Origin of the sequence: Nostoc sp. ChiVER01 (assembly GCF_034531155.1) — a bacterium.
In the GTDB taxonomy this organism is placed as follows: domain Bacteria; phylum Cyanobacteriota; class Cyanobacteriia; order Cyanobacteriales; family Nostocaceae; genus Nostoc.
The window spans coordinates 161429-173230 of record NZ_JAVRBS010000007.1 but is presented as its reverse complement, the minus strand read 5'-3'; the positions used below and the strand labels follow the sequence as shown (position 1 = coordinate 173230).

The 11802-nt window shown below is 40.7% G+C and carries 11 protein-coding genes and 1 pseudogene; 6 read left to right on the top strand and 6 right to left on the bottom strand.

Translation table 11 applies throughout. The features are described from left to right. Positions 1-55 precede the first annotated feature (55 nt). Positions 56-958, top strand: a complete 903-nt coding sequence (locus RMY00_RS12140; RefSeq protein WP_322647776.1) for an ABC transporter ATP-binding protein — start codon at positions 56-58, stop codon at positions 956-958. Positions 959-960: 2 nt separating this feature from the next. Here the strand turns inward: RMY00_RS12140 and RMY00_RS12135 are convergent, their stop codons facing one another. Next, positions 961-1641: a tetratricopeptide repeat protein gene (locus RMY00_RS12135; protein ID WP_322647775.1), complete on the bottom strand. Its 681-nt coding sequence runs from the start codon at positions 1639-1641 to the stop codon at positions 961-963. 639 nt (positions 1642-2280) lie between these two features. Here RMY00_RS12135 and RMY00_RS12130 point away from each other — a divergent pair. The 3 genes and pseudogenes from RMY00_RS12130 to RMY00_RS12120 all read left to right on the top strand — a co-directional run. After that, positions 2281-2607, top strand: coding sequence for a YbjQ family protein (locus RMY00_RS12130; RefSeq protein WP_322647774.1), 327 nt, complete (start codon positions 2281-2283; stop codon positions 2605-2607). A 333-nt stretch (positions 2608-2940) separates the two neighbouring features. After that, positions 2941-3573 (top strand): hypothetical protein, encoded by a 633-nt coding sequence (locus tag RMY00_RS12125; protein WP_322647773.1) that lies wholly within the window; start codon positions 2941-2943, stop codon positions 3571-3573. A 315-nt stretch (positions 3574-3888) separates the two neighbouring features. After that, a pseudogene (locus tag RMY00_RS12120) lies at positions 3889-5031 on the top strand (NF041680 family putative transposase); the annotation flags it as partial. 248 nt (positions 5032-5279) lie between these two features. Here RMY00_RS12120 and RMY00_RS12115 read toward each other — a convergent pair. The 3 genes from RMY00_RS12115 to RMY00_RS12105 all read right to left on the bottom strand — a co-directional run bounded on the left by RMY00_RS12115 (position 5280) and on the right by RMY00_RS12105 (position 6530). Next, positions 5280-5534, bottom strand: coding sequence for a hypothetical protein (locus tag RMY00_RS12115; RefSeq protein WP_322647772.1), 255 nt, complete (start codon positions 5532-5534; stop codon positions 5280-5282). A gap of 65 nt (positions 5535-5599) precedes the next feature. After that, positions 5600-5995: a hypothetical protein gene (locus RMY00_RS12110; protein ID WP_322647771.1), complete on the bottom strand. Its 396-nt coding sequence runs from the start codon at positions 5993-5995 to the stop codon at positions 5600-5602. Between the two features lie 139 nt (positions 5996-6134). Then, positions 6135-6530 carry a hypothetical protein gene (locus tag RMY00_RS12105; RefSeq protein ID WP_322647770.1) on the bottom strand — a complete coding sequence of 132 codons (396 nt, stop codon included), beginning with the start codon at positions 6528-6530 and terminating at the stop codon, positions 6135-6137. 821 nt (positions 6531-7351) lie between these two features. Between RMY00_RS12105 and RMY00_RS12100 the strand changes: the two genes are divergently transcribed. Then, positions 7352-8659: an NF041680 family putative transposase gene (locus RMY00_RS12100; protein ID WP_322647769.1), complete on the top strand. Its 1308-nt coding sequence runs from the start codon at positions 7352-7354 to the stop codon at positions 8657-8659. Positions 8660-8866: 207 nt separating this feature from the next. Here RMY00_RS12100 and RMY00_RS12095 read toward each other — a convergent pair whose 3' ends face one another. Next, a complete protein-coding gene (locus tag RMY00_RS12095; protein ID WP_322647768.1) occupies positions 8867-9127 on the bottom strand; it encodes a hypothetical protein in 261 nt (86 codons plus the stop codon). A 76-nt stretch (positions 9128-9203) separates the two neighbouring features. Continuing rightward, positions 9204-9887 (bottom strand): iron-sulfur cluster biosynthesis transcriptional regulator SufR, encoded by a 684-nt coding sequence (gene sufR / locus RMY00_RS12090; protein ID WP_322647767.1) that lies wholly within the window; start codon positions 9885-9887, stop codon positions 9204-9206. Between the two features lie 435 nt (positions 9888-10322). Between sufR and sufB the strand changes: the two genes are divergently transcribed. Continuing rightward, a complete protein-coding gene (gene sufB / locus RMY00_RS12085) occupies positions 10323-11762 on the top strand; it encodes a Fe-S cluster assembly protein SufB (protein ID WP_322647766.1) in 1440 nt (479 codons plus the stop codon). Positions 11763-11802 lie beyond the last annotated feature (40 nt).

The window sequence follows — 11802 nt, the reverse complement described above, 5'->3', positions numbered from 1 at the left end:
AGTAGGGGACTTAAACCCCTGAACCTCGTTAAATTTTTATTGGAGCAAAGTGACTATGACTGCTGCTGTCTTTCTAGAAAATGTCTACAAGTTTTACAACAATATACCTGTAGTAAATGATCTGTCATTCCAAATTGAAGCGGGGGAAATATTTGCTTTACTTGGCCCAAACGGTGCGGGTAAATCCACCACAATTCGGATGCTAACTACACTAACTAAACCCTCCAAAGGACGGATAGAAGTAGGCGGATATGATGTGATGAGCCAAGCAATGCTGGCAAAACAGAGTATTGGCGTAGTCTTGCAGCAAGTAAGTGTGGATAACGATTTAAGCGTTTGGGAAAATATGGAACTGCATGGGAGGCTACATCACATTAGCAACCCACAGCGACAAAAACTAATTAATCAATGGCTAGAGTATGTTGAGTTAGCAGAAAAACGTAATGATTTGGTAAAAACTCTGTCTGGGGGTATGAAACGAAGGTTGCAGATTGCCAGAGCTTTATTGCATCAACCGCAAATTCTGTTTTTGGATGAACCGACGGTAGGACTAGACCCCCAAACTAGGCGACGGCTTTGGGAAATTATTCGAGATTTGAATAAGCAGGGAATGACGATGTTACTAACGACCCATTATATGGATGAGGTCGAATTTTTGTGCGATGCTTTTGGTTCTACCAAGCCAGGACGCATCGGTATTATGGATAGTGGTAAGCTAATTTCTTTAGGAACTTTACAACAACTGCGTTCTGCTCACGGTGAAGGTTTGGTGATGAAACAATTAGGTGTATCTGAAGTGGGAAGTGATGGTGCTCGTAGTTGGGAATATTTGTTTTTCCCATCTTTGTCAGCAGCAAATATCTACTTGAATGAACAGCCTGATAAAACCGGAATGATGGTGCGTCCCTCTAACCTGGAAGATATTTTTGTGGAATTAACGGGACGCCAGTTAGATTAATCTCATCCTCCTAACTGTCGCAGCATGGCTTCTACTCTGTTGACGCCATCTGAGTCATTACGCCGCTTGTATAAATCACGGGCTTTCTGAAGCAAGCTGTTTGCTTGTTTGGTTTGTCGGCGCTGTTTATACATTGAACCCATTAACTCATAAGTCTGAGCGTTGTTCTTATCCAATTCGATCGCTTGTTGGTATGCCCAGCTAGCAGCATTATAGTCTCCCATTCGAGATTGCGTCACAGCCAATCCTAAATAGGCGTTAACGTTATTACGGTTCAGCTGTATGGCCCGACGGTAGCCTTCTTTTGCCCCACGGGTGTCGCCCAAATTCGCTTTGATGTAACCCACCGCGTAGTAAAAATCACTATTGTTAGGATTGATGGCGATCGCACGACGATAAGCTGTTAATGCTGCCTGGTAATTTCCCTGTTGTGCGTATAAATAACCAATACCTGAATGAATTTTAGCGTTTTTGGCATCTAGCCTAGCTGCTTGCTGATAAACTGCGATCGCACCACCATAATCGCCCGTATCCACTAACCTCCGTCCTTCTTCTAGTAGTTGCTTTAACTCTGGGTTTTTGCCTTGCGCCACTAATACCTGAGCCTGAGCTACTGAAGGTATAGTTAAAGAAAAACATCCTAATAACAACACACTCAGCACAATTGATGTTGGCTTGTACACAGTAAATTTCCTGAAATTTTTGAGGACTTTTTTCTTGTACATTAAAACAAAAATATGGACTTTTGAAAACTGTATTTCTTCGTATTGATTAAGATGTTAATAATTCATTGATTCTTTCCTTTACATTAGTCGCCACCTACATTACAGGGTTTTTACTGAATGAGGAAGTGTAAGATATCAAGTTTAGATGAAGTTACTTACATATAAATTCGTAGACTAGCAAAATAACACTTTTTTCTCAGTAGTTATACGTGCCACTTATAAAAATTTAACAGGCATCTGGCTTAATTTTAGAAAGCGAGCTACCAATTTTAGAAAATTTAAGATTTATTTCTGTTTATTGTTTTCTGGAACAAATGGCTGACTCTGTATCCAATTATTCACATTTTTATACTACCCTGTAGGAAGTCGCAATTTAGGCATTTATATCCTTTTCTAGACATTACACGGTAAGATAAATTTAACAAGCTAAATATTTTTTTAAATGCTAGTTTTTAGCCAGAGAGTAAGAGTACAAATATGTTCACAATCTAAAATTATGTGAGAGCATATTTATTAAGCTTGTATGAATACAAACTAGTTTTGTATATAAATTTTAATAATAAGTATCAACCTATATACAATCTGGGAGGCTAATTTATGATTATAACTACCACTGATGTAATTCAAGGAGCCGTTATTGAGTCCTATTTAGGCGTTGTGACAGCAGAAGTAGTCTACGGTAGCAATTTCTTGCGGGATTTTCTGGCGGGTATTCGAGATATTATTGGTGGACGCACTGGTAGCTATGAGCGTCTATTTGAGCAGGGTCAACGCAAGGCATTAGAAGAATTAGAACAACGAGCACAACGTTTAGGAGCAAATGCTGTGATTGGTATTGAAATTGATACTGGCACAATCAATCTTGACCAGTCAGGAGTTCTTTTATTGATTACTGCCACAGGTACTGCTGTGAGGATGCGTTAATTTTTGATTCTTCTTAACTTTTGACGATTGTTACAAAGTTTTGTCTTAAGTCTAATTGCTTACAAAATTAAAGCTAGTTTCTCATAATAGTTAATAATTAATTGTGTTTTAATATAAAAATTTAATGAAAATTTCTTTTCTAAAAAATTATTTAGATATTAAAATTTTTATATTAAAGTTTATTATGATCTGCTTTTTCTGACTAAAGATATACTTATAAAATCTTTCTATTGATAGATATAAAAGTAGATGATTTAGCTATTTAATTTTAAGCATAAACATGAATATACCTGAGAGTAAGCTTTGCTGAAACAGCACTGGAGAACATAAGTTATGTCATACGTAAATCGGACAGGTAATGACGTTATTCCTACTGAGTCTGTGGTAGCAGGCCGAGTAAGTGAGTATCATGATCTTGTTCGCTGGGGGCCGATTATTTCTGGTTTGTTGGTTGCTTTAGCTACTCAATTAATTTTGAGCGCTATAATTGGTGCTTTTGCAGCAGGCGCAGTTGAAGGTTCAGGCGCACCCAGAACAATCGCCCCTAACGCTGCGGGTAATGCGGGGCTTTGGTCAACTATCGCTTTACTAATTTCCCTATTTACTGGTGGTTGGGTTACAGCTCGTGCTTGTGGGCCAATGAACCGCAATACAGCTCTTCTTAACGGTGCAATTCTTTGGGCAACGACTTTAGCAGTTAGTTCATGGCTATTAGCAAGCGGAGTATCTGGTGCTTTTGGTGTTGCTGCTTCTAACGCTGGGGAAGTTATAAATCAGGTACAACAACAAGGTGGTGTTAATGTACCACAAGCAAATATCAGTGCCCAACAAGCTCGTGATGCAGCAGCTAATTTACGTTCGGGATTGTGGTGGTTTGTGTTTGGTTCTTTGTTGGGTTTAATAGCTTCAATGATTGGAGCCGCAACTGGTGCTCGTAGTCCTCGGGCTAACAATTACAATGCTTAAATAATTGTTTGATAAACAAAATAGTATCAACTGTAAAAGCACCTTAAAAAAGGTGCTTTTTGTTTTTATAGTGGTTCCTACATACTGGAGTTTAGACTAAAAGCGATATGAGAGAACGCAAACCAAATGGAATTAGAGGTTAAAAATATTATCTTGTCAGCCTCAAAGCATCCGCGACCTTGAACAATTATTGTGTAGTATGCTTGCAGAGAGAATAATACAATAATGATAATCATGAAAAAAGGGGTGTCTGATTGAATACAGCCCCCTTTTGGCAGAAAGTGAGAAAAGAACTACCATTACTCACCTGCCAACATGAAAAATGCCAGACTTGAAGAGTTTCGTCAAGTAGCTTACAAATATTTAGGTAGAGCTAAAGATGCGACGTTTGAATTAACAGATGCCATATTGCTGACTCGCAATGTTTATTCCTTAGCAGATTTATCCTTATCACCAGTATTTAGACGCAAGTGGTCAAGTATTTATGAAGCGCTACAAGATAGTAGACCACAGCGACAGAAATTGATGCAGCTATATATCAAACAGATACCCCTCAAGGGACGACCCTTGTTAGCAGGAGATCACACAAACTGGTCACGCCCGGATGCAGTAACGCTACAAGAGAGGACTTATGAATATAGTGGCACGTCCATAGCCGGAAATAAACCAATTACCGTTGGTCAAGGATACAGTACAATTGCTTGGATACCAGAAGATTCAGGTAGTTGGGCATTACCCTTGAGGCACGAGCGGATCACCAGTTGGGAAAATCCGATTGAAAAAGCAGTTTGGCAACTAAAACAGGTGTGTGAGCATTTACCGACCAGACCGATTTCAGCTTGGGACAGTGAATATGGCTGCGCTCCTTTCATTTTGAAGACGGTCAACATTCCATGTGACATTCTTGTACGGTTGCGTTCAAATCTTTGCTTATGGGGCGAACCAGGAGCTTATACAGGCATTGGCTGTCCGAGAAAACATGGCAATCAATTCAAGTTGAATGAACCAACAACATGGGGTGAACCAGCATCTGTTTTCGAGGTAGATGATCCGAAACTAAAACGGGTACGGGTTAGCCTGTGGAAAAAACTGCATTTCCGTAAAGCGGCGACACGTTCGATGTCAATGATTAGAGTTGAACGTCTCGATGCACAAGGTAATGACCGAGTGTCGAAACCCTTGTGGTTGGCTTGGGTAGGAGAAGAAATGCCTCCAATAGAAGAAGTTTGGCGACTTTACCTGCGTCGCTTTACCATTGACCACTGGTATCGCTTTTTAAAGCAACGTCTGCACTGGACTGTTCCCAAGCTAGGTACCCCCAAACAATGTGAAAGGTGGAGTGACTTAATGCCCCTGATGACTTGGGAGTTGTGGTTAGCCCGTGATATTGTGACTGACAATCCTTTACCTTGGCAGAAGTCTTTTGACAAATTGACCCCTGGACGAGTCGCTCAAAATTCCCATGTAGAGCCGCGTTAGGCAGTGGTGTGACCTACCCTTATAAGCCCTACGACGCGCTATTTTTGGTTTGCTGCTAATTTGTACGTTCTTAGGTGCTATTGCCCTGTGTGGCGGCGTGGCGTGGCTATTGTGTGTCGTGGTGTATCTGTGTTCTCGTGTGGCGATCATATCTAACCACGTAAAATACCCCGCAGCCACAAGAGATGCTACGGGGTGAGAATTGGGGGTGTAAGATATTGCCGTTGTTAATCGACTTCGTATAATCCAGCTTCTTTTAGCGTCTCCTGTAGCTTCTGATATGTGGTTAGGGACGAATGTGACAGTGAGAGAGGTTTAGGCTGTTCTTTACTTTCTACAGGATTTTTAGAACACTTCTCAGTTCGTTGTCTGTGGTGGTTGTAGTCTATAACGACATTGGGGTTAAACAATCGCCCTCCGTACCCAATTCTTACAAGAAAATAAAGTGCGATCACTCCCCACCCAATTCTTAGAGTAAACAAAGTGGATGCCTATACCTGGTATTCTGGTATTAAAGTGCTAAAAAAATAGAATTTCGCCTATAGTTTCAATCTATATTTAAAGCACAAACTTGAAAGGGTTTATTAGCACCCTTCGGATTTCCAATATACAAACTCCTTTGATTTGGATTTTGCTTTGTAGTATCGTTAGACACATTATACCAACCACGATCTCTTCCACCGGAGACATCTTGTATAATATCAACATTAATACCGTCTGGAAGTTCCCATTTTAGACTAGTTGTACAACCTTGAGTCGAAAAATTTCCGCTTGACCGAGTACTTTGACCAATTTGGGGTTGTGCTTCACTTGTTACGCAAGCACAATTAGAAAGTGCTAATGCAGAATTAGAGGGTAGTATAACTACTCCCATGACTATTAGTGTAATTAAACCCATCAAGCTAAGTACTAATACGATTTTTTGATTAAACTTCAAAAACATAGTTGATTCTCCTTCTAATTAAATGTACATAGAATTAGCCTACCTTTTATACTGATTTCGGCAAAATTTAGTAGACCAAAATTTTTTGCGAGTACTCTGTAATGAATAGCTATTTCAGTTGAATTTTACTTAATTATCTTTAAATTCTATTTACTATTATTTCGCCATTTTCTATGACTGCTTGGTATGTACCGTCCTCTCCATCTGTAGTATCAGAGGGTTGTAGTGCATTTTTTAATTCATTGTAAGCGACTGGTAAGTTCTCTTCCCATAAGTAATTATGCCCTACGAAAACCACTTTACGAGGGTCACTTCTTACTAAAGAGGTAACAAGTGGTACAACAGTAGGAGAAAAAGCATCACCATTTTCATCAACAACACTAAGATGGATACCAATTAGCTTACCCTCATTATTTATAGCCACTATTCCAAGGCATGAAGTAAACTTTGTGAACTTAATCATTTGATCGGCAATACCGTATTCCCGTTCTTTGATCTCTTGTGCATTTTTAGCTTTATGTATGCTATAAGCCATACTATTTACTCCATTGTTGAATCAAAAAAAGTTATTAATGTGAGCTACGTCATGATAAGTCCGATGAGCAGTAAGTAGGTGAGTCTAGTTTGCTTTAATTGTGCTTATCTACTTACTCTCTTGAACCCCTATGTGGTTCTTTGGATGTGCTGACAAGACTGCTATTCATGTGAATGTGCGATTGTTTGGCAGCGGTAATTTGACTGAGTTTAATCCAGTTTTCATAATCCAGATAAGGTTTCTATAGTTTAAGTTTATAAAAACGAACAAACTTAACTACAAAATACTTTATAGCTGTTTCGGAAAAAAAATTTAGCAGTTTCCGTTTAAACGATTGTCACAATTTGTCAAAAATAGTAATATATTTGACATCTAATAGCTAGATATTACATGGATAATTGGAGTTTATATGTAATACTATAAGTAAGGAGCTAGTATAATTTTATTAATTATTAACTGAAAAAATCAGTATATTTTTTTAAATATTTTCTTTAGATAATCATTGGACAGTGTTCCTGATTCTTGACATCCGGTGAAAAGCATCCGTAAGAGGTTAGAATAAAGCGCCTTTTGTCAATCAGCTAAAATACTCAAAATAGTCTTAATAAGAATGATAATCGTGTATGGGGAGAGGGGGAGGAGGCAAGCTACGCTTGCCTCCTCCCCCTCTATTTGATTATCATTATTTTGAAGGTAATTGATAACTTACTGGAGTTTAGACTAAATGGCAGGCAGTCAAAGAAAAAATAGGGGGTGTGCTTGAACACAGGCCCCCTATTAGCAGAATCTGAGAAAAGAACCACCAATTCTCATCTGCCAATATGAAACGTGCCTTACTAGAAGAATTTCGTCAAGCAGCGTATAACTATTTAGGTAGAGCGCATGATGCAACTTTTGAACTGATGGATGCAATATTGCTGACGCGAAACGCTTACAGTTTGGCAGATTTATCGCTATCACCAGCATTTAGACGTAAGTGGTCAAGCATCTACGAAGCACTACAAGATAGCAGACCACAGCGACAAAAATTGATGCAGTTATACATCAAACAGATGCCAGCAGAGGGTCGTCCGTTATTGGCTGGCGACCACACAGCTTGGTCGCGCCCAAATGCAGTAACTTTGCAGGAAAGGACGATTGAACACAGTAGTGTCTCAATGGGGGGAGACAAACCAATTACTGTTGGTCAGGGGTATAGTACGATTGCATGGATACCGGAAGATTCGGGTAGTTGGGCATTACCCTTGCGACATGAAAGAATTACTAGTTGGGAAAACCCAATACAAAAAGCTGCTTGGCAACTACAACAAGTCTGTGAACATTTACCTACAAGACCAATTTCAGTTTGGGATAGTGAGTATGGCTGCGCCCCTTTCGTGTTGAAGACGACTAATATCAAAGCAGATATTTTTGTGCGTTTACGTTCAAACTTATGTTTATGGGGCGCACCGCCACCATATTCCGGGAAGGGAAGACCCAGAAAACATGGTGATAAATTTAAATTGAATGATGCTTCTACATGGAGTGAAGTTGCTCAAAGTATAGAAGTAAATCATGCCAAACTAGGCCGAGTCAAGGTGAGCCTGTGGTTAAATTTACACTTTCGTAAAGCCGCTATACGCCCGATGTCTCTGATTCGGGTTGAGCGTCTTGATGCGGAAGGCAACTTGCGGGTGTCAAAACCTTTGTGGTTGGCTTGGTTTGGAGAACAAATGCCAACCTTAGAAGAAGTTTGGCAACTTTATTTGCGGCGCTTTACTGTTGACCACTGGTATCGATTTTTGAAACAACGTCTACACTGGACTCTTCCGAAACTAAGTACCCCGAAGCAATGTGAGCGTTGGAGTGAGTTGATGCCAATCATGACTTGGGAATTATGGTTAGCGCGTGATATCGTTGCAGATAACCCTCTACCTTGGCAAAAGTTATTGGTTAGTTTGACCCCTGAAAGAGTTGCCCAAGCAATGGAGAGCATTTTAACGACGATTGGTACTCCTGCCCGTCCGCCTAAACCTCGCGGAAAGTCTCCAAGTTGGAAATTAGGACAACCACGACAACGTAGAATACGTTATCCTGTTGTCAGAAAAACTACAACTAAGCCACGTAAACAACAACCAGAATCTGCTTAATATTGCCGATTTTCATGCCTGAAGCCTGCTTGTTTTAAACTCAGCGTTCCTGGGTCGTTTTTTGCTGCTTAGTCTAAACTCCAGTACATAGGTAAGGTACAGAAATAAATTAACCACAGATAAAGATAGAAGAGGAGGTGATTACTGTTGGCGTTATGTAAAGTTACTTTTAGGCTATACCCGAAATGCAAACTTTAGTACCACAGTTCACCATTTCAGGTATGAATCCTCAATGCCTTGTTCACGTCGAATTTTGCCATCTTTTTCAAACCAGGCAATTACCTGCTGTGCTGTCAAATCTTCAATAGCAACGCCGTACTCTTGGGCGATATGCTTCAAAAGCTTAAGTGATGAAATTGTTAATCTTGTTAAAAATTTTTCTGGGGAAGACAACAAAGCCGCATCTACTTTTGCTGACTCTTCCAGGGTTAAAAATTGTGTTGATGGTTGCTGTGGTGGTACATCCATAAATGAAATGCTATCTCAAATTTAGTTGATTATTAAGTATTGGGTATAGGGGATTAGTTATTAAAAAAACTAAGAACTAATGACGAATTTGCACCAAATAGCCACAACGGTGTTCGCCATCAATAATCCAGTGGGTGCGTTCTACGGTACAATCTGGTAAGACAGCTGCAAACATTTCTAATTCGTGACCACAGATGCTGGGGAAAGACTCGGCAACGTTAGAAATAGCGCAGTTATGCTCCATTAAGATAAAGCGATCGCTCTCAAAAGAGTCATTCACATCAACAGGGTGATACTCCGCCATGAAGCCTTCCGCTTTTCTCAACTCTACTAAGTTGGCTACACGTTCTCGCAACGAACCATTACCCACGCGATCGCGGTATTCTTTAGCTTTGCGCTGCCACTGTTTCTCTAAAATCGATTTAAATTGGTCGTGTCCTACTGTTTCGGCTAAGGTGTCTAGCAGCGAAACCGCAAAATTCCCGTGGCCATCACCAAAGCGATCGCTCATTGTTCGATGCAAGCGATCGCGTCCTTGACGACTCAGTTGATAAAGATGCTGCGGCCGCCCCATCCCCGCCGCCTGCACTGATGTAGAATACAAAACTAGCTCCTCCGTCTCCAAATCTTTGAGATGGCGACGAATAGCTTGAGGGGTAACGTCTAAAACTTCAGCTAGCTCCAAAGCCGTTGCTTTTTCGTGTTTGTGCAGATACTCTAGGATATCTTGCTTGGTTGAGGACTGGTGGGTAGTCGCCATCTTCATGTGGTGCGAGACGTTCAGCGAACGCCCCAAAAATTAATTTCTTTGAAAATTTGACCGTGCCGATTTTGGATTTTGGATTTTGGACTTCGACTTCGCTCAGTCGAACGATTTTGGATTAAAAAAGTTTTCTGGTATGTAGCCTGCTACGCGATCGTCAATCTAAAATCCTTGAGCCAAGCACCTTTGTGGTCTCTTTCAATCCCAAATTGCAAATCTAAAATCCAAAATTGTTTGACTTTGACAACATTGTTGTTGTTAATTTAGCGTAAAATGAAGATAGATTAAACAACATAACTGTTGTTTTACTCTCCACCACTATTCTAGCAGCCGTGTAACCATTCCGTAACGGTAGATGGGAATCGGCTAAAGAAACCCCGTCTCCCATCCTTATAGAGAGATTCAAGTTCCGAACACGAGAGATTATTACTGATGAGTGCCACTGTCAAAACCTTAGTCAACCAACCCTACAAGTACGGCTTTGTCACGGACATTGAGGCCGACACTATTCCGCGTGGACTAGACGAGGACGTTATCCGCTTGATCTCCTCTAAGAAGAACGAGCCGCAATTCATGCTGGACTTTCGCCTCAGAGCTTATCGCCAGTGGCAAAAAATGACGGAACCAACTTGGCCGAATGTCAAGTATCCGCCAATAAATTATCAGGATATCATTTATTACTCAGCGCCAAAACGTAAGAAAGAAAAACTAAACAGCTTGGATGAAGTTGATCCAACCCTTTTAGAAACTTTCGAGAAGTTAGGCATTTCCCTATCTGAACAGAAGCGGCTGGCAAATGTCGCCGTTGATGCAATTTTCGATAGCGTTTCTGTCGCCACTACATTTAAAGAAAAGCTAGCGGAAGATGGCGTTATTTTCTGCTCAATTTCGGAAGCGTTGCAAGAACACCCAGAATTGATCCAAAAATACTTGGGTAGCGTTGTTCCTGTAGCTGACAATTATTTTGCTGCCTTGAACGCCGCCGTATTTAGCGATGGTTCTTTTGTCTATATTCCTAAAGGCGTAAAATGCCCAATGGAACTATCTACCTACTTCCGCATCAACTCTGGTGATACGGGACAATTTGAGCGGACTTTGATTGTCGCCGAAGAAGGTAGTTATGTTTCTTACCTCGAAGGTTGCACCGCACCGATGTATGATAGCAACCAATTACACGCCGCCGTTGTGGAACTCGTTGCTCTGGATAACGCCGAAATTAAATATTCCACCGTGCAAAATTGGTACGCTGGCGATGCTAACGGTAAAGGCGGTATTTACAACTTTGTCACCAAACGCGGTTTGTGTCAGGGCGTTAATTCCAAGATTTCCTGGACTCAAGTAGAAACAGGTTCGGCAATTACTTGGAAATATCCTAGCTGTGTTTTGGTGGGTGATAACTCTGTGGGTGAGTTTTACTCGGTGGCGCTGACAAATAATATGCAGCAAGCTGATACGGGTACAAAGATGATTCACGTTGGTAAGAATACCCGCAGCACAATTATTTCTAAAGGAATCTCCGCAGGTAATTCTAGTAATAGTTACCGGGGTTTGGTGAAAGTAAATCCGACGGCTAAAGGCGCGAGAAATTATTCTCAGTGCGACTCGATGCTGATTGGGGATAATGCTCATGCGAATACTTTCCCTTATATCCAGGTACAAAATAATACTGGGAAGGTGGAGCATGAAGCTTCTACTTCTAAGATTGGGGAAGATCAATTATTTTACTTTGCTCAACGAGGCATTTCAGCAGAAGATGCGATTTCGATGATGGTTAGCGGCTTCTGTAAGGATGTTTTTAATCAGCTACCGATGGAGTTTGCTGTGGAAGCTGATAAGTTGTTGAGTTTGAAGTTGGAAAGCAGTGTTGGATAAATGGAAGGAAGGATAAACACAGGGACATCGGCGTTCTGTG

What these genes read in the sequence shown, in the direction of transcription:
- sufB (WP_322647766.1), top strand. Translation starts at nt 10,323, where the DNA reads ATGAGTGCCACTGTCAAAACCTTAGTCAACCAACCCTACAAGTACGGC.
- RMY00_RS12140 (WP_322647776.1), top strand. Translation starts at nt 56, where the DNA reads ATGACTGCTGCTGTCTTTCTAGAAAATGTCTACAAGTTTTACAACAAT.
- RMY00_RS12105 (WP_322647770.1), bottom strand. Translation starts at nt 6,530, where the DNA reads ATGGCTTATAGCATACATAAAGCTAAAAATGCACAAGAGATCAAAGAA.
- RMY00_RS12110 (WP_322647771.1), bottom strand. Translation starts at nt 5,995, where the DNA reads ATGTTTTTGAAGTTTAATCAAAAAATCGTATTAGTACTTAGCTTGATG.
- RMY00_RS12095 (WP_322647768.1), bottom strand. Translation starts at nt 9,127, where the DNA reads ATGGATGTACCACCACAGCAACCATCAACACAATTTTTAACCCTGGAA.
- RMY00_RS12125 (WP_322647773.1), top strand. Translation starts at nt 2,941, where the DNA reads ATGTCATACGTAAATCGGACAGGTAATGACGTTATTCCTACTGAGTCT.
- sufR (WP_322647767.1), bottom strand. Translation starts at nt 9,887, where the DNA reads ATGGCGACTACCCACCAGTCCTCAACCAAGCAAGATATCCTAGAGTAT.
- RMY00_RS12130 (WP_322647774.1), top strand. Translation starts at nt 2,281, where the DNA reads ATGATTATAACTACCACTGATGTAATTCAAGGAGCCGTTATTGAGTCC.
- RMY00_RS12100 (WP_322647769.1), top strand. Translation starts at nt 7,352, where the DNA reads ATGAAACGTGCCTTACTAGAAGAATTTCGTCAAGCAGCGTATAACTAT.